The following is a 19366-nucleotide window of genomic DNA, read 5'->3' on the forward strand; positions in this document are numbered from 1 at the left end:
CAACGCGATGTAAAACCACGGTGAAAAGTAAACGACGGAAAATCGCGAGGAAACCGCGTCGCGCTGCGCCTAGTGCCGCAGCGCGCGCCACTGTCCCGGCGCAATGCCGAAACGGCGCGTGAACGCATGCGTATACGCGCTCTGATCGCCAAACCCGACGTCGAGCGCGACGTCGGTGAGCGATCGGCGCGGATCGGCGAGCAAAGTAATCGACGTATCGAGCCGCAGCCGCTGCAGATAGCGATGCGGCGTCTCGCCGAACGCTTCAATGAAAAGCTGGTGAAAGCGCCGCAATCCAAAGCCGCAATGCGCGGCGAGATCGACCATACGCAGCGGTTGGGCCAGATGCGCGCGCAACCAGCGGTCGATGCGCGCGAAGTCGAGGCCCGCGGCCGCCTGCACATGCGCGGCGCTTGCTGACGCGTGACCCGCGTCCTGCACGAGTGCCGCGCACAGTTGCGCGGCCGCGCCCCAGTTGAAGCGGCGCAGTGCAGCCGCATTCTGCTCCACGTGACCATGACCGCCCGCCACGGTCGATACAGCAATCTCACCGACCAGTTGTATCAAGGCGGCATCGATATCGATGGTCCGCGCACGCTCGAAGAGCCGCTCAGGCACGGCAAGCGACGCCGCCGGCAAATCGAGCACAAGGTGCCGGTTTTCCCCGATGCCCGCGTAGTCATGGCGCGATCCGGCGGGAACGAGCCACGCGGAGCGGCGATCGATCTGCCGTTCGATACCGTCGACCGCCATCACCATCGACCCATCGACGCCGAGCACGATCTGATGAAACTCGTGCACGTCCGACGCTTCGATTTCGCTGAAGCGTCGCAACGCGACGCTCGGCGACGCGGCGGTGACAAAACTGCCGGCCATGGACTGTGCGCCTTTTCCGCTCAGACTTCGCGCTCAGACTTCGAGCAGTTCGACTTCGAACACGAGCGTCGCATTCGGCGGAATCACGCCGCCCGCGCCACGCACGCCATAACCGAGTTGCGGCGGAATCGTCAGGCGCCGCACGCCGCCGACCTTCATGCCTTGCACACCTTCATCCCAGCCCTTGATGACCATCCCGCCGCCCAGCACGAACGCGAACGGATCGTTACGGTCCTTGCTCGAGTCGAACTTCTGGCCGTCGGTCAGCCAGCCCGTGTAATGAACGCTGACGGTTTGCCCGGCGCGTGCTTCGGCGCCGGAGCCTTCGGTCAGATCTTCGTATTTCAGGCCGGATTCGGTCGTGACGGTCGGCATAAGTTGCTCCATTTGAAAGCGTTTGAAACCGCTATTGTAGGCGCGTTGCGCGAGCGCCGCGAAAGGGCTGTTCTCATGGCGTTTCGTGGCGTTTCATGTAAGGGCCTTGCCTATAATGTTGGCTGACCATTCGAATCACGAACTGTTTAGAGGATGTCGATTGTGACCACGCCTTCCCCAGCGAGCAGCAGCCATGAACCGGGATTGCCCGGCACTGCTGCGTCGGAACGCGCTGCCCGCCTGTGCGCGCAGACCGCGCTTTTTATGCGCGATCATGTGCTGTCGCTTGTTTCTCATGATCTGCGCAGCCCGCTGAACGCAATCCATAGCTGGGCCTACGTGCTCGAACGCAAGGTCGACGGCGCGGACACGACCGCGCAGCGCGCGCTCGCGGGCATCCGCAGCGGCGTCGAGCAACAGGTGCAATTGCTCGAGACGATTGTCGACACAACCCGCGCGGAAACCAAAACACTCGCGCTAAAGCGTGAATGTTTCGAGTTGCGGCCGTTTGTCGATGCGACCGTGATCGATGTTCGCGACATGCTCGCGCAACCGCGCGGCGTGCGACTCGTGCTCGATACTCCGCTGGCCGCCGAGCAACTCGATGGCGATCGCGAGCGTCTTGCCGCCGCGCTGTGGCTGATGCTGACATTCGCGACCGAGGCGAGCGCGCCGGACTCGACAGTCACGCTCGTCACGCACGCGGACGCATCGATGTGGCATGCGGCTGCGACGTTCACCGCAGTGCCCGACGCGCTCGATGACGCGGAATTACCGCACCTGCTCGAAGCATTCGCGCGCAGACAGGCGGGCGAGCCGCGCGAAGCGGGGCGCATTGCATGGGTGCTTGCGCTGTGCAAACGGGTTGCTGAAGCGCATGAAGGCGCATTCGAACAACGCGAGTTTGCGCAAGGGGAGCCTGCGACACTGTCGTTGCGCATCCCGCTGAAGCGGGGATAAGTGACATAGGCTCTGCATACGCCGTCAGGCGCGGCGCGGTCTCCGCATTCCAAGTGGTCGTTATGCGCGGCCTACCTCGCAAAGCGGGCGTACAGGCACACCCTGCGACCCGCGCTCATCGCACACACTACTTTCGCTGTGCTGTCACCCTCTATACTGACGACTTTTGTCGCCGGAGCCCGTCGCTTTGATCCAGGTTGTCGCCCTTATCGGTGCGTTGCTGCTGGTTGCGCTCAACGGTTTTTTCGTCGCAGCTGAATTCGGTCTCGTAAAGCTGCGGCAGACGCGCGTGCAGACGCTCGCGCAAAGGCACGGCGTACGCGGCAAGCTGCTTGCAACCGTCCATGGCAGGCTGGACGCGTATCTTTCCGCGTGTCAGCTTGGCATTACGCTGGCGTCGCTCGGGCTAGGCTGGATCGGCGAACCTGCGTTCGCCGATTTACTGATGCCGCTATTCAGAGCGCTCGGCGTCGAGTCCGCGCAGATGATTCACGGCATCTCGCTGTTCTTCGCGTTCTCGTGCATTTCGTTTCTGCACATCGTGGTCGGCGAGCTTGCGCCGAAGTCACTGGCGATTCGCCAGGCCGAGAAGATCTCGTTGTGGGTTGCGCTGCCGCTCTACGCGTTTTATTGGCTGATGTATCCGGCGATCTGGGTGCTCAACACGAGCGCGAATGCGGTGTTGCGCATCGCGGGCCTGACGGCGGATCACGGCGGCGACACACACTATTCGAACGAAGAGCTGAAGCTGATCCTGCGCGCGCGCCGCACGAGTGTCGCTGACGAAATGGAACTGCCAGGTCGGACCTATAGCCCGGACGAGTGGAACACGCTCGCGCATTCGCTGGATTTCTCGCGGATGACCGTCTCCGACCTGATGCGCCCCGCGCACGAACTGGTGAGCCTGCGGCGCGATCTGCCGTGGCGCGACAATATGCAGATCATCGCGCGGCACCGTTTCAGCCGTTACCCGCTCTTCGAAGACGCATCGGGCGAACACGTGGCGGGCACGATCCATCTGAAAGACCTGTTGCTCGCGCGGCATGCGGGAAGCTCGCTCGACAACCTGTCGAAATACGTGCGACCGGTGCAATACGTGAAGCCGGACATGCCGGCGCTGGAACTGTTCCGGCGCTTTCGCAAAGGTGCGCCGCATCTTGCGCTGGTGGGCCACAAACACGCGAAGCCGATTGGCTTTCTGACGCTCGACAATCTGCTTGGCGCGCTGGTCGGCCAGATTCATGACGAGTTCCGCCAGGGCGACCAGGATTGGACGCGCCTCGACGACGGCACGTTGATGGGCAAGGGCAGCTTGCCGGTGGTGTCGCTCGAACGCGCGCTGGGCATCGATATCGATGAAGGCCGCGCGGAGTCGGTCGGCGGGCTGGTCATTCAGGCGTTGCGCGATTTGCCGTCGGAAGGGCAGCGCGTGGAGTTCGATCGCTTCGATATTGTCGTGAAGAAGATGACCGGGCCGCGCATCGTGCTTGTGCGCGTCTATCCGAAGGAATTTGCTGACGAAGGCGGTTGACCGGCAACGGCAAGTTCCGCGCGATGGCGTGTGCCGTACTTTCTCGCGCAAACATGCGCACGCTGCTGCGACAGCACTTGCGGTGCGAGGCCTTTCGCTCAAACTCACGCGCGCGGCACACCGTCCTCGACCAGCACCGCCACCGGCATCGCCGTGAGCGCATCGCGCAGATACAGCAGACCGTTATCGTCGACCTTCGGCGCGGCCGGGCTCAGCCAGTCGAACATGGCGCGCGCAACCAGTTCGTCCGGCATTCGCACGGCGGTGTCTTCCCAGCGGGCGGGCTCGACAAGCGGCACGTCGTGTGGCGCACGAGCATCGGCACCTGCACCTGCGCCGACACTAGCTGCATCGGCATCGGCATCGGCATCGGCATCGGCATCGGCATCGGCATCGGCATCGCGTTGCAGCAACCCCGTTGCAAGACGTGTCGCAATCACCACCGCCCACGTATTGCCCTGTCGCCGCGCAAACGCGATCGCGTGCTCGGCGTGCGTACCTTGCACCGTCAACGGCAGATACTCGCCAGGCCCTAGCAGTTCCGGCAAATGCGCGCGCAATGCGAGCATGCGTTGCACGATCGCGAGCTTCACACGTCCGTCGCGCCACGTCGCAAGAAATTCTGAAGGGGGTTTCTCCGCGAGCAACGCAGCCCGTTTTTCAAAGTCGACCGGCTGCCGGTTATCGGGATCGACGAGGCTAAAATCCCATAGCTCGGTGCCTTGATACAGATCCGGCACACCCGGCGACGCCAACCGCAAAACCGTCTGTTGCAGGCTGTTGATCACGCCCGCGCACTCGATGCGTGCGATAAACGCGCACAGTTCGCGCAGAAAACCATTGCGCCGCTGTGGCGCGAGAATGTCGAACAGAAACGCACGGCATGCGTTTTCGTACGCTTCGTCCGGAGCGAACCACGTGGTTCGCAGCTTCGCTTCGCGCAGCGCCTTCAGTTGCCATTGCTCGATGCGCCTCGCGAGCGCGGCGATGCCGGCTTCATCGTCGGCGGTCAGATCGGGGGGCCAGCAGCCGACCAGCGTTTGGTAAAGCAGTGCTTCCGCAACGGGCCCGGGCGCCCAGTCTTCGCTCAGCGCATCGACAATCGTTTCATCAGCGCCAGCGTGCGCGCCGCCATCCGCCGCGCGCCGCTGCGGCGCGTTCAATGTCGACCACGCGCGCTGTGTCGTGCTCCATTCGTCGGCGATCTCGCTGAGCACCGCCAGCCGCGCGCGCACATCTTCGCCGCGCTTGTGATCGTGCGTCGCAGTGACCAGCATCGCGTGCGGAAAGCGCCGCGCGCGTTCGAGATTGCCTGCATGAAACTGTTCGACCGACAGCGCGAACTCGCCCGGATCGGCACCCACTTCGTTGCGCGACAACAGCCGACCATAGCGATAGCACGCGGTGTCTTCGATCGCCTTGGCCGCGACCGGTGCAGTCAGTTGCGAGAACAACGTTTGCACGGTGCGCCGCGCGGCCACTGCATGATTGAATGCGCCGGCTGCCGCGCCTTGCAACGGCGGCGCACGCAGGTTGGTCGCTTCGCGCGCGCCGGCTGATTCGTCGGCGCCGCCGCCAAGCCATGCATCGACGCGCTCGAGCACCGTGCGGTCGGCACGCGACAGCCTGCGCCGCGCGGCATCGAGCGCCTTGTCGAAGAACACGTTGTCCGCCGCGCTGCGCATGCCGTTTTGCGGATAGATCCGATAGACCGGAAACTGCGCGGCCAGCTCGCTGGTCACGCGACGGATCGACGTGTACGTGAAATCGCGCGTCGTGACGTTGTCGCGCGCAATGCGATGCAACGCGCGCGCGGCGCGATCCAGTTCCGCGGCGAGGTTTTCAGACAGGATCTTCTGGCGCGCGATCATCGCTTCGTCGGCAAACGATGCGCTGCGCCCGCTGAGCTCGGCCCAGGCGGCAGCCAACGGCGCCGCGCCGCGCGGATCGTGCAGCAGCGCGCCCACGTCGTTCATAAACTCGTAGCCGGTCGTACCGTCGACCGGCCAGTCGTCGCGCAGCGATTCGCCGCGCGCAAGAATCTTCTCGACGACGATATACGGCGCGCCTTCGCGCAACTCCGACAGCCGCTGTCGCAAGCGCTGGCAGTATTCGCGCGGCTCGGCGAGTCCGTCGACATGATCGATCCGCACGCCGTCGATCACGCCTTCCGCGTACAGGCGAAACACCAGCGCGTGCACCGCGTCGAAGACTTCCGGCCGCTCGACACGTACCGCCGCGAGGGTGGAAATATCGAAGAAGCGCCGCCAGTTCACTTCGTCGGCCGCGGTGCGCCACCATGCAAGCCGGAAGTGCTGCCGCTCGAGCAGCCGGTGCAGACGATCGCGCGCGACCGGATCTTCAGGCGCATACGCCTGCAATACGAACTCGATCGGCGCGAGCCCGTTCTGCCTGACGAAATCGCGTAGTGTGTCGCGCGCCTGCGCGGCGCGCGGCTGATCGGCCGGCTGCGTCGTGAGGCCGTGAAAGCGATCGGCAAGCGCGCTAAGGTCCGGGTGATCAGCGGCCTGCAGCAGTGCGGCGTAATCGACCGGACACACCGCGCACACATGATCGCCGTACACAATATTGAAGCGCCCGGAGTCCGCGTCGAAGCGCAACGCGATGCGGCCCGCGGCGAGCTCTTCGCCATACGGCGCGCCGAGACAGGGCAGCAGCACTTTGCCGCGCAGCGCGGGGTCCGGCGAATGCCAGTCGACATCGAAATGCCGCGCGTAAGCGCTATGCCGGCCCCATTCGAGGATGTCGCGCCACCACGCGTTATGCGCGCCGGAGCCTGCAATACCCATATGGTTCGGCACCACGTCGACAATCAGCCCCATGCCGCGCTCGCGCAGCTTGTCCGCGAGACGCGTGAGCCCCGCTTCGCCGCCGCATTCGGCGCTGACCTGCGTGTAGTCGACGGTGTCGTAGCCGTGCATCGAGCCCGGCACGGCCGTCGTGACCGGCGACGTGTACAGGTGACTCACGCCGAGCGCGGCGAAGTATTCGATGTGCGCGAGCGCATCGTCGAAAGTGAAGCCCCGATGGAACTGGAGCCGGAGCGTGGAACGCGGGACGGTCATGGCGTATTCGGCGGCAAAGAAGCGGTAGATCCGGAGGAAGCGGATGGGCCAGTCTTACCCGGTGCATCCGCTGTGCCTGCCGAAGCAGCCTTGCGTGCATGGTCGACCGCGCGCAGACGGTCGCAGAACGTTGCGTCCGCAAACAGTGCGTCCACCGGCTTCATCACGCGCCGGCGCCAGTTCGGGTGCTCGTCGATCGAGCCGGGCAGGTTGGGCTGCTCTTCGAGCCCGAGCAGATCTTCGAGCGGATAGGTTGCAAGCGGCGACGGCGTCGCGGCAACGAACGCGAGCGCTTCGTCGACCGGCGCCTGATCGGGCGGCGGCGCCGCGACGCCGCTGGCCGCGACGCCGGCCTGCTGGAACGCGCGCCACAGCGCCGCGCGATCCACCGCGCGTTCGGCCTGCGCCGCCTCGACCGGGTCGCGGCCATCGCTACGCGGCATCGTCTGGCCGATCCGGTTACGCCACACGATGTCCTCGCCGCGCCACCAGCCGGTGACGGTCGGTAGATCGTGCGTGGTCGTGGTCGCGGCCGCGTTACGGTCCCACTCGGACGGTGGCCGAAAACCTTTGCCTTCCTGCGCGCGCTCGAACCACAGCACACGGATGCCGGATAGCCCATGATCGGCCAGCCGCTCGCGGAAGCCGGGCGGCACGGTGCCGAGATCCTCGCCGATCACGATCGCGCGATGCCGCCACGATTCGAGCGCGATCAGCCGCAACATATCGTCGAGCGGATAGCGCAGATAGCCGCCGTTTTTTGCGCGCTCGCCTTCAGGCACGAGCCACAGGCGGCGCAAGCCGAGAATGTGATCGATGCGCACGCCGCCTGAATGCGCGAACACTGTGCGCAGCATATCGATAAAGGCCGAGAAACCCTGATTGCGCATCGCGCGCGGGGAAAATGTCGTGAGGCCCCACGCCTGGCCCGCCTGATTGAACAGATCCGGCGGCGCGCCGACCGACACGCCGTGCAGCATTTCGTCGCGATACGACCACGCATGGCTGCCTGCACTATCGCAGCCGACCGCGAGGTCCGCGATCAATCCGATTGCCATCCCTGCATCGCGCGCCGCGTGCTGTGCGTGCGACAGCCCTTTCGCCGCGAGCCATTGCAGGAACAGATGAAACTCCACTTCATGCCGATGCTCGTTCGCGAACGCTTCGACTTCGGCGCTACGCGGATCGCGCAACGGCTCGGGCCATTTGCGCCAGTAGCCTTCGCCGTCCGGCTGCGCAAGCTGATACGCGTGCAAGGCTTCAAAGCGCGCGTGATCTTCGAGCGCGCGGCCGCCGCGCGTACAGAACCCATGAAATTCCAGCGCACGCGGCAAATCCTGTGCGCGATCGTGCGCGCAGAAATGCTCGAACAACACGCGCAATACCTTCAGCTTCAGCGGCACCGCAGACGGCCAGTCGATCAGCGGCTGCGCTTCGAGCTGCCGCCACGCGTCGCCCGCTCGCGCGGTTTCGATCGCATGATGGGCGGCCTCGGCGCCGAATACCGCAGCCGGATCGATATGCGCGACATTCAGCCACAAGCGCGACGACGGCGCATACGGGCTGAAACGCTGTGGCTGCGCGCTGAACATCGCGTGCGTCGGGCTCACTGCGAGGACATGTGCGCCGCGCTTTGCACTTTCGATCGCGAGCGTTGCAAGCGCGGTGTAGTCGCCAATCCCGCCGTCGCCGACGCGGTGCAGCCCGTAAATCTGCGCGGCGATACCCCACAACGGTGGCATCGGTTGGCGGTTCGCATCGCCGGCCTGATCGGAAGCGTTCGCCTGCATCGAGCGCCACGCGTCGTTCACCGTATAGCAGCGCGCCGGCGCGACCGCCAGCGTCATTCGATGCTCGTTGATCACGAGCGTGTGATAGCCCGCTTCATCGATCGGCGCGAGCAGCGCAGCTTCGCCTTTCGGCGCGGTAAAGCGGCCGTCGATCAGGGAACCGCTTTCGAGCTCGACACGATAGCGGCTGCCGGACTTGATCGCCGCAGCGGGCAGTGCGATGCCGCGGCCGCATTCGGCGGTCATCAGCGGCGGCAGCTTGCGGCCGGACAGTTCCGCGTCGAGCGCGGCCGCGCTCTGGCGGACCTGTGTCGCGCTGCCGCACGGCAGGCCCATCCGTTCGAGCAACGCGGAAAGCGTGGTATCGGGTACGCGCCGCATCATCTGATGCGCGTCTTGCCATTCGATCTCGAAACCGGCACGCGTCGCGAGGCTTGCGATCGATTCGCTGGGGCGGCGGGCAGCATTCACGCGCGTCACTCCTGATGGGCGCTTTGGCGCGCATCGTGGCAGGCGGCATATTCGCTGACGTCGCCGGTCAGCCACGCGACAAACGACTGCGCCGGCAGCTCGCCCGCATCGACGCGATCGCGCACGCGCGGCGGTGTTTCGAAGACCACTTTGCCGGGCGGCCGGTCCTGCAAAGGCACCGCGTGATCCGCGAGGTTCAGCACGACGGACAGCGTCTCGCCGTCAGTGAGCTTCCAGCGCGCGGCGAGCGCATTGGCCTCGGTGCCATCCTGCGCGGTCAATACGGTTGCGCCAAGCGGCTTTGCATACTTGAGGCGCGGCATGATCAGTTTCGCGCGCACCGCCAGCGCTGACTTGTAGAAATGCATCCATTCGACACGCTCAGGCGACGCGTCATCCGCGCCGCGCGGCGACGACGCTTCGAGCGTGCGCGGATCGTTTGGATCGGGAATCTGCGCACGGCGCTTTTCATCGGCGTACGCGGCGAAACGCGCGAACTCGCGACGGCGGCCTTCGCGTACTGCGTCGGCGAGTTCGCCGGTGTAGTCGGTAAAGAACAGGAACGGTTGCCTGGAGCCGTACTCTTCGTCCATGAAAAGCAGCGGAATTTGCGGCGACAGCATCACAAGGCCGATTGCGGCGCGCAATGCATCGTCCGAACAGAGCGAACGTAGCCGCTCGCCCATCGCGCGATTGCCGATCTGATCGTGGTTCTGCAGAAACATCACGAACGATGTCGGCGGCAAATGGCCGCTCGCTTCGCCGCGCGGTTCGCCGTCGTGCAGCGGCGACGGCTCGCCCTGGTACGCAAATCCGCTCGACAGCACGCGCGCCAGCAGGCGGATCGGCTGTTGTGCATACGCGCGATAGTAACCTTCGGTCTCGCCGGTCAACAGCACGTGTAGCGCGTTGTGCGCGTCGTCGTTCCATTGCGCGGTGAAGTGCGTGTCGAGCAGGTTTGCGGTGTTGCGCTCGTTTTCGAGCACCAGATGCACGTGCCGGCCATGCTGAACCTTCGCGCGAATATGATCGGCGACGTCGCGCAGCCACTCGTCGTTGCGGATCGCGTGGACCGCATCGAAGCGCAGTCCGTCGAAGCGGTATTCGTTGATCCAGTACAGCGTGTTGTCGCAGAAGAACTCGCGCACTTCCATCCGCTCGAAATCGATCGCGGGGCCCCATGGCGTGTGCACGTCGTCGCGGAAGAACGCCTTCGCGTACTGATGCAGATAATTGCCGTCCGGCCCGAAATGGTTATAGACGACATCGAGCAGCACCATCAGCCCAAGACCATGGGCGGTATCGATCAACGCTTTCAGATCGTCAGGGCGGCCGTATGACGAATCCGGCGCGAACGGCAGCACACCGTCATAGCCCCAATTGCGCTTGCCGGGGAAGTCGTTGAGCGGCATCAGTTCGATCGCAGTCACGCCCAGTTCGACGAGCGCCGGCAGCCGTTTCATCACACCCGCATAGCCGCCGAGCGCACCGACGTGCAATTCATACAGCACCGCTTCTTCCCAGGGCCGGCCTTGCCAATGCGTGTGTTGCCAGTGATACGCGCGCGGGTCGATCACCTCGCTAGGCCCGTGCACGTCCTGCGGCTGAAACCGCGACGCGGGGTCGGGCACCGTCAGCTTGCCGTCGAGCCGGAAGCGGTACAGCGTGCCGGGGCCGCACTCGGTTTCGACATCGAACCAGCCGCCACCGGATTCGCTCATGTCGTGCACGCCGCCGCACGCGCCGCTTTCGATCACCAGTTCGGCCTTGCGGCACGACGGGGCCCACAGCCTGAAGCGCGTGTGCGGTTTGTCGCCGCGCGCGCCAAGCACCTGCGCGCCAAACGGCAGGCAATGCGCGTATTGATGCGCGTGGGGATCAATCGCTCTGTCATGCATGATCGTCACCTTTCGTTATGCGGCACGCTTGCCGGCTTTCGCCGTCTACGCCGCTTCACCTGTGCCGGCCCGCCTGCTCCACGTCGCCCTTCAAATTCAATGCCGATACTTGCGTCACTGTGCCGCCTCGCTCGTCGTGCAATCGGACGTGCGAGTCACGCGCCGCTTATGCGTGTCGCTCACGCGCGTCGCTCGGGCGGCCGCGCAATCCAGTCAGAAATCGCGGGTCCTTCTGTCGACGGCCGTCCGGTGCACTTGCCACTCCGCGTCGTCGTCGGCTGGCCTCGCCGCGAGCACCACAAGCGCATGCGCGGCCACTTCCAGGTCGGCTGCTGCAAGCGGGCGCGGCGGCGCATCGGGGTCCGCCGAGTCCACGAGCATGTGCCATTCCAGGTGCGGCGACGGCGGAATGAAGCGCAGTGCGTCGCCCGACCCGTTCAACATCATCAACAATACTTCGGTTTCGCCGGTGAGTCCTGGACCCGCGCGCCGCAGCGTAAATGCGCGGCCTTCCGGGTCCTGCCATGCTTCGATCGACAGCGGCTCGCCGCGTTCGTCGAACCAGCCCACGTCGTACAGCCCAGGCAGCACTTCGCGATCGCCTACCAGAAAGCGCGTCTCGCGCAGCAGCGGATGCTGTTTGCGCAACGCGATCATCCGCGTGACAAATGCAGTCATCTGTTGGGCCTGCGGCGTTGTCGTCCGTTCCCAGTCGATCCACGATATCGCGTTGTCCTGGCAGTACGCATTGTTGTTGCCGCTTTGCGTGCGCCACGCTTCGTCGCCGGCGAGCAGCATTGGTGTGCCGAGCGCGATAAACAGGGTGCCGATCATCGAACGCGCGACGCGCCTGCGGGTGTCTTCGATCGCCGCAACGGCGGCCGCGTCGATCGTGATTCGTTCCGCCGTGACCGGTGCGCCGCCCACCGGCTCGCCATTTGTCTGATCGGTGTGCTCGTCGTCAGCCGGTGCGCCGAGCGGGCCGACCGGCCCTTCAACTCCCCAGTTCGAGCTGTAGTTTTCGTTATGGCCGTCGTTGTTGTGCTCGCCGTTGATTTCGTTGTGCTTGTGCTCATACGACACGAGATCGGCGAGCGTGAAACCGTCGTGCGATGCGACGTAGTTGATCGACGCGGTCGGCTTGCGAAAGCGCCGGTTGAACAGATCCGACGAACCGGTCAAACGGGCGGCAAGGTCGGGACGCAGCCCCGCATCGCCGCGCCAGAAACGGCGCACACAGTCGCGAAAACGATCGTTCCATTCGCCGAAGCCCGGCGGATGATTGCCGAGCTGATAGCCTCCAGGCCCGATATCCCACGGCTCGGAAATCAGCTTGCGCTGCGACAGCACCGGGTCCTGGCGGATCGCGTCGAACAGACCCGAGCCCGGATCGAAGCCCGATGCCTCGCGCCCGAGCGTCACGCCGAGATCGAAACGGAAGCCGTCGACATTAAACGCGGTCGACCAATAACGCAGCGAATCCATCACCATCTGTAGCACGCGCGGGTGCGTCGTATTCAGCGTATTGCCGCAGCCGGTGTCGTTGATGTGATGGCGTTCGTCGCCGGGCACGAGGCGGTAGTAGCTGGCATTGTCGAGGCCGCGCCACGATACGGTCGGGCCGGTCTCGCTGCCTTCGCAGGTATGGTTGTAGACGACATCGAGAATCACCTCGATCCCGGCCGCATGCAGTTGCCGTACCGCGATGCGCATTTCATCGAGCCGATGCGAGGCCAGGTATGACGGTTCCGGCGCGAAGAACGCGGCAGTGTTATAGCCCCAGTAGTTGCGCAAACCGCGTTCGACGAGAAAACGGTCGTTCAGGAACGCGTGCACCGGCAGCAGTTCGACCGCGGTCACGCCGAGCCTCAGCAGGTGATCGATGAACTCCGGCGACGCGAGCGCCGAAAACGTGCCGCGTTCGGGCGGGCGCAAATCGTTGCGCAGCATCGACGCGCCGCGCACATGCGTCTCGTAGATCACGGTATCGCCCCACGACACGTTGGGCCGCGAGTCGTGCGTCCAGTCGAACGCTTCATCGACCACCACGCATTTCGGCATGGCCGGCGCCGAATCGCGCCGGTCGATCGACAGGTCGACCTTGTTCGAATGCACGCGATAGCTGAATAGCGCGTCGGACCAGCGGAATTGGCCGATCAGTTTGCGCGCGTACGGGTCGAGCAGCAGCTTGTGCGGATTGAAGCGGTGGCCGTGTTGCGGTTGATAGGGCCCGTGCGCGCGAAATGCGTAGACAGTGCCCGGATGCGCATACGGCAGATAGCCGTGCCAGACCTCGTCGGTGCACTCGGGCAGCGCGTAGCGCTTCAGCTCCTTGCGCCCGCTCGGTTCGAACAGGCACAACTCGATGGTTTGCGCGTTCGCGGAAAACACCGCGAAGTTTACGCCCAGTCCGTCCCAGCGCGCCCCGAGCGGATAGGGCGAGCCCGGCAACAGCCGATCGGGCAGTACGTGCGACATGGTTCCCGTTCCTTGTTTCGGCTTGTGCGCGTTTGATCGTACCTATGCGCGCTTGTGCTTGATCGGGCGAACCCGCGGGCAAACCCGCGGATAACCAGCAAACTGCGGGCAAACAACCCGCGAACTCGCGGGCACTACGTGCGCGTCGTGTTGCGTGCGGAAGCATCGCGCAGTGCGTCGCTCACTGCGTCGCGGCAACCGTCCGTCAGTCCGCGCGCAGCACGACGGTCGCAAGCGGCGGCAGGATCAGCGACGCCGATTGCGGCCGGCCGTGACTCGGCACGTCCTCGGTAAAGATCAGACCGCCATTGCCGACATTCGATCCGCCATACACCGCGGCATCGGTATTCAGTATCTCGCTCCAGCGGCCGTGGCGCGACATCCCGATCCGATAATGATGACGCGGCACCGGCGTGAAATTGCAGATTGCGACGATCTCCCGGCCTGCGCCGTCCATGCGCCGGAACGCGTACACGCTGTTGGCCGCGTCGTCGCCGATGATCCATTCGAAGCCGCCGGGCTCGCTGTCCATCTGATACAGCGCGGGCTCGCCGCGATACATCCGGTTCAGGTCGCGCACGAGCTTTTGCACGCCGTGATGCAGGTCGTCGTCGAGCAGGTGCCAGTGCGGCGACCCGTCGTGATCGAACTCGGCCATCTGCCCGAACTCGCCGCCCATGAACATCAGCTTCTTGCCGGGGTGCGTCCACATAAAGCCGAAGTACGCGCGCAGGTTCGCGAAACGCTGCCAGCGGTCGCCCGGCATCTTGCCGAGCAGCGACCCTTTGCCATGCACGACTTCATCGTGCGACAGCGGCAGCACGAAGCGCTCCGAATACGCGTACACCATGCCGAAGGTCATGTTGTGGTGATGCCAGCGGCGGTGCACCGGGTCTTCATGCATGTAATGCAGCGTGTCGTGCATCCAGCCCATATTCCATTTGAACTGGAAACCGAGACCGCCGCTGTCGACCGGCGCGGTGACGCCAGGCCACGCAGTCGATTCCTCCGCGACGGTCATCGCGCCATGTACGCCGGGCATATGCTGTACTTCGTGGTTCAACCGCTTCAGGAACGCGATCGATTCGAGGTTCTCGCGGCCGCCGTAAATATTCGGCACCCACTCGCCGGCCGCGCGCGAGTAATCGCGATACAGCATCGACGCGACCGCATCGACGCGCAATCCGTCGACGTGATAGCGCATCAGCCACGCCAGCGCGGACGCGATCAGGAACGCGCTGACCTCGTTGCGGCCGAGGTTGTAGATCATCGTGTTCCAGTCCTGGTGATAGCCTTCGCGCGGGTCCGAATGCTCGTAAAGCGGCGTGCCGTCGAATTGCACGAGGCCATGCGAGTCGTTCGGAAAGTGCGCGGGCACCCAGTCGAGAATCACGCCGAGTCCCGCTTCATGCGCACGGTTCACGAAGCCGGCGAACTGCTCGGGTGACCCGAAGCGGGCCGACGGCGCGAACTGCGAAAGCGGTTGATAACCCCACGAGCCGCCAAACGGATGTTCGGCGATCGGCATGAACTCGATATGCGTAAAGCCCATCCCCTTCGCGTAAGGAATCAGCCGGTCCGCGAGTTCGGACCAGTCGAGCCCGCGATGACCTTGTTCGGCGATGCGCAGCCAGGACTCCGCATGAACCTCATAGATCGAAACCGGTGTCTGCGGCGTTTGCAGGTTGCCGCGCGAGTCCATCCATTCGCGATCGGTCCACGCGAATTGCTCGATCTTGTCGACGTGCGCGACCACCGATGCGGTGGCCGGCGGTTTTTCGGTCTGCATCGCGCACGGGTCCGCTTTCAGCGGCAGCGGATGACCGTCGCGCGTCAGCATCTCGTACTTGTAGCGCGTGCCGGCGCCGATCTGCGGCACGAACAGTTCCCACACGCCCGCCTGATGGCGCAGCCGCATTGGATGGCGGCGGCCGTCCCACGAGTTGAAGTCGCCGACCACGGAGACTCTGCGCGCATTCGGCGCCCATACCGCGAAGCGCACGCCGTGCACGCCGTCGACCACGAACGGCCGCGAACCGAGGCATTCGAGCACCGCATACGGATCGCCCCACGCGACGCGCTGCAGCGGTTCGTCGCCGAGCACCGGGCCGAACGAATATGTATCGTCGATTTCCTGCACCGGTCCGTGCCAGTCGATGCGCAGCCGGTAAGGCACCGCATCGCTGACGAGGCCGGCGAACAGGCCGCCGGGATGCACCGGGTGCAGTTCGCCGAGCAAACGCCCGTCGTCGCGCGCGACCGCGCTGACGCGCGCCGCGTTCGGCAGCATCGCGCGCACGACTGGGCCGGCGTCGGTCTGATGCATGCCGAGCTGCGAGAACGGGTCTGGATGGCGTGCATCGACGAGCGCGTTGATATCGAGCGGATGCAATCCCGCCATCGCACTTTCGGCGGCATGATGAATATTGCTTTGCTCACTCATAATCGCCCTCAGCGGGGTTCGGCGGCTGTGTGCCGTCCGGGGAATGCGGCGCGATCATGCCGCCGGGCGGCGTGCCCGTGTCGCCGAGCAGGCGGCTCGTGAGCGCGGCGAGCCCACGTACCGGCAAGCCGAGCCACGATGGCCGGTTGGCCGCTTCATAGCGGATTTCATACGCGGCCTTTTCGATCAGGAACAGATCGAGCAACGCCTGTTCGTCGGCGGGCGCGACGAGCGGCTGCGACGACTGCTCTATGGCCGCGCGGTATTCGGCGAGGAACGCCTCGGCTGCATGCGAGCGGAAGCGCTCGAATAGCGCGCGCTTGCGGTCGGCGGTCGGTTGCGGCGCGGCCTCGGTCGTCGATTGCGCGGCCGCGCTCGCATACGACAGCGAGCGCAGCAGCCCCGCGACATCGCGCAACGGGCTCGATTTCGCGCGGCGCTCTTCGAGCTCACGAGCCGGCTCGCCTTCGAAGTCGATCAGGAATGCGTCGCCCTGCGCGACCAGCACCTGGCCCAGATGGAAGTCGCCATGGATGCGCGTGCGCAATGCGCTGGCGTCCGCCTTCACCAGATGTTCGACCGCTTCGACCAGCCGTTCACGCCGGTCGAGCACGCTGCGTGCGAGCAGCAGCGTGTCGTCGGACAGATGATCGATGCTTTTGTCGAGCAGATCGAGCGCCGCCGCGAGCATCGACTGCGTGCCGTCGATCCACGCGCGCACCTGTTCGGGCGTCGCGGGCTCGGGCGCGAACGCCGGGTCGTCGGACGGCGCCGCGAGTATCACATGCAACTCGCCAAGCCGCTTGCCGATCACGCCGATAAATGATGCATAGCCCTCGAACGCTTCATCCTCGTTGATACGGTCCTGCGTCGGCTCGCCGTCGATCGCGAGCGCGAGTTCGTCGATCGTGCGGCGCAGATAATCGAGCGCCCAGTTCCACGCATCGCCCTGGTTATCGATAAAGCCTTGCAGGATCGACAGCGTATGCGGCACGCCCTGCGGATCGACGCGCACCACTTCGCCATACAGCGGCCCGGTGTTCGCATAGCCGTGTTGCGTCAGGTAGCGGGTCATTTCCGCTTCCGGGTTAACGCCGCTCATCAGGCGCCGCACCAGCTTCAGCACGATCGCGTCGGCGATCACCAGCGAGCTGTTGCTCTGTTCGGCTGCGAGCCAGCGGACCTCGGGCGCGTCGCCGAGATCGAGTTCGTCGAAGCGATCGGTCGGGATAAAGCGGATCTCGCTCTTTTGCACGGTCGGCACCGCCGCGCGCTGGCGCAGCTTGCGCAGAATGCCATACGCGAATTGTGGTAGCGCGAACGCGTCGGTCAGGTGGCCGATATTGCGCGCGCGTCGCACGCGTGCGAGCGCGAGCTGGATAAAAAGTGGCGTCGTCGTGTCGGTGCCCCATGTGATCGCGAGCGGCAGCACGTAGCGTTCGGTGTGCTTGCCGACATCCGCTTCGATCTCGGTGAACGCGAAGCCGGCCTCGGGAATGGTCGTCAGCGCGGCGAGGCGTACCGCGTTCAGCTTCTGGTCCTTCGATGCGAACCAGCGGCGCCGCACGAGCCACGACGGCAGCACCTCCGATTCGAGCAGACGCACGTTTTCGGGTGTTGGGCCGGCCTGTCCTTCGCGGATCACAATCGTCACGAAATCGGGCAATGCTTCGGATGGCGCCTGGCTCCAGGTCGGTCGCTGATTGCTCGAGCACAGCAGGAACCACAAAAAGCCGTACGGCGGAAAGGTCAGCAGATAACTGAGTTGGCCGATTGCGGGAAACACGGAGTCCGACGTCATCTCGACCGGCACCGTGCCAGCGAATTCGGACAGGTCGAGCTCGACCGCTTGCGGCGCGCGCGACAGGTTCGCGACACAGAGAATGGCCGGCTCGCCGGGCATCTCGCGCAGATACGCGAGAATCTTGCGATTGCTCGGCTTCAGAAAGCGGATCGTGCCGCGGCCGAACATATGTTTCGAACGGCGCGTCGCGAGCATCCGGCGCGTCCAGTTCAGCAGCGAATGCGGATCGCGGCTTTGTGCTTCGACGTTCACCGCATCGAAGCCGTACAGCGAGCCCATCACCGGCGGCAGCACCAGTTGCTCAGGGTCCGCGCGCGAGAAACCGCCATTGCGGTCCGACGACCATTGCATCGGCGTGCGCACGCCATCGCGGTCGCCGAGGTGAATGTTGTCGCCCATCCCAAGTTCGTCGCCGTAGTAGATAACAGGCGTGCCTGGCATCGACAGTAAAAGCGAGTTGATCAATTCGATGCGGCGGCGGTCGCGTTCCATCAAGGTCGCGAGGCGGCGGCGAATGCCCAGGTTCAGTCGCGCGCGGCGATCGCTCGCGTAGGTGTTCCACAGATAATCACGCTCGGAATCGGTGACCATCTCGAGCGTGAGCTCGTCATGATTGCGCAGGAAGATCGCCCATTGGCAGGTCGCCGCGAGATCCGGCGTCTGTTTCATGATGTCGGTGATGGGAAAGCGGTCTTCGCTGGCAATCGCCATATAGATGCGCGGCATCAACGGAAAGTGGAACGCCATATGGCATTCGTCTTCGTTGCCGAAATACTCCTGCACGTCTTCCGGCCATTGGTTCGCTTCGGCGAGCAGCATCCGGTTCGGATACTCGGCGTCGATCGTCGCGCGTATTTTCTTCAGAATCGCATGCGTTTCCGGCAGGTTTTCGTTGTTCGTGCCTTCGCGTTCGACGAGGTACGGCACTGCATCCAGCCGTAGCCCATCGATGCCCATGTCAAGCCAGAAACGCATCACTTGCAGCACTTCGCGCATCACCGCCGGGTTGTCGAAATTCAGATCCGGCTGGTGCGAATAAAAGCGATGCCAGTAGTACGCGCCCGCGACCGGATCGTGCGTCCAGTTCGACGGCTCGGTGTCGATAAAGATAATGCGGGTGCCCGCGTATTTCTGGTCGCTATCCGACCACACGTAGTAGTTGCGATGGTTCGAGCCGGGCTTCGCGCGCCGCGCGCGCTGAAACCACGGGTGCTGGTCCGACGTGTGGTTGATCACAAGCTCGGTGATCACCCGTATACCTCGCGCGTGCGCGGCCTGGATAAAGCGCTTGACGTCGCTGATCGTGCCGTAGTCCGGATGCACATTGCGGTAGTCGGCAATGTCGTAGCCATCGTCGCGGCGCGGCGACGGATAGAACGGCAGCAGCCAGATCGCGGTAACGCCGAGTTCCGCGATGTAGTCGAGCTTCGCGAGCAGTCCCGCGAAGTCGCCGACGCCGTCGTTGTTCGCATCGAAGAACGACTTCACGTGCACCTGGTAGATGATCGCGTCCTTGTACCACAGCGGATCGTCGGACAACGTCGAGGTTTTACGACGCCGTGCGGGCCGCTCCGTGACCGGCTCTTCGACGGTCGGATCGGCGATGGTCGCCTGTACTGCGCTATCAGAAGGATCGTCACGCTTCATTTCGCAC

Annotated in this window: 9 protein-coding genes and 1 pseudogene; 2 read left to right on the forward strand and 8 right to left on the reverse strand. The window is 64.5% G+C overall.

The features are described 5' to 3' along the window. Positions 1–69: 69 nt before the first annotated feature. Positions 70–876, reverse strand: a complete 807-nt coding sequence (locus tag BX592_RS02235) for an AraC family transcriptional regulator (protein ID WP_134190033.1) — start codon at positions 874–876, stop codon at positions 70–72. A gap of 33 nt (positions 877–909) precedes the next feature. After that, the gene (locus tag BX592_RS02240; RefSeq protein ID WP_134190034.1) at positions 910–1251 is read right to left on the reverse strand and encodes an FKBP-type peptidyl-prolyl cis-trans isomerase; all 342 of its coding nucleotides are present in this window, start codon (positions 1249–1251) and stop codon (positions 910–912) included. Positions 1252–1404: 153 nt separating this feature from the next. On the opposite strand from BX592_RS02240, the gene BX592_RS02245 reads away from it, so the two are divergent. Further along, on the forward strand, positions 1405–2211 hold the full coding sequence (locus BX592_RS02245; protein WP_134190035.1) for a sensor histidine kinase: 807 nt from the start codon (positions 1405–1407) through the stop codon (positions 2209–2211). 187 nt (positions 2212–2398) lie between these two features. Next, positions 2399–3742 carry a hemolysin family protein gene (locus BX592_RS02250; protein ID WP_134190036.1) on the forward strand — a complete coding sequence of 448 codons (1344 nt, stop codon included), beginning with the start codon at positions 2399–2401 and terminating at the stop codon, positions 3740–3742. Between the two features lie 104 nt (positions 3743–3846). Here BX592_RS02250 and treY read toward each other — a convergent pair whose 3' ends face one another. The 6 genes and pseudogenes from treY to treS all read right to left on the reverse strand — a co-directional run bounded on the left by treY (position 3847) and on the right by treS (position 19359). After that, complete coding sequence (gene treY, locus BX592_RS02255; RefSeq protein ID WP_134190037.1) at positions 3847–6828, reverse strand: malto-oligosyltrehalose synthase; 2982 nt, start codon at positions 6826–6828, stop codon at positions 3847–3849. Continuing rightward, positions 6825–9089: a 4-alpha-glucanotransferase gene (malQ, locus tag BX592_RS02260; protein WP_134190038.1), complete on the reverse strand. Its 2265-nt coding sequence runs from the start codon at positions 9087–9089 to the stop codon at positions 6825–6827. The genes treY and malQ overlap by 4 nt, the downstream gene beginning before the upstream one ends. Before the next feature lie 5 nt (positions 9090–9094). After that, on the reverse strand, positions 9095–10987 hold the full coding sequence (gene treZ / locus BX592_RS02265; RefSeq protein ID WP_134190039.1) for a malto-oligosyltrehalose trehalohydrolase: 1893 nt from the start codon (positions 10985–10987) through the stop codon (positions 9095–9097). A gap of 166 nt (positions 10988–11153) precedes the next feature. Then, positions 11154–13465, reverse strand: a pseudogene (gene glgX, locus BX592_RS02270) (glycogen debranching protein GlgX). A 205-nt stretch (positions 13466–13670) separates the two neighbouring features. Next, the gene (glgB, locus tag BX592_RS02275) at positions 13671–15908 is read right to left on the reverse strand and encodes a 1,4-alpha-glucan branching protein GlgB (RefSeq protein ID WP_134190041.1); all 2238 of its coding nucleotides are present in this window, start codon (positions 15906–15908) and stop codon (positions 13671–13673) included. Then, positions 15901–19359, reverse strand: a complete 3459-nt coding sequence (gene treS, locus BX592_RS02280) for a maltose alpha-D-glucosyltransferase (RefSeq protein WP_134190042.1) — start codon at positions 19357–19359, stop codon at positions 15901–15903. Before treS ends, glgB begins: the two co-directional genes overlap by 8 nt. Positions 19360–19366: the final 7 nt, after the last annotated feature.

Source organism: Paraburkholderia rhizosphaerae (assembly GCF_004366595.1).
Classification (GTDB): Bacteria; Pseudomonadota; Gammaproteobacteria; order Burkholderiales; family Burkholderiaceae; genus Paraburkholderia; species Paraburkholderia rhizosphaerae.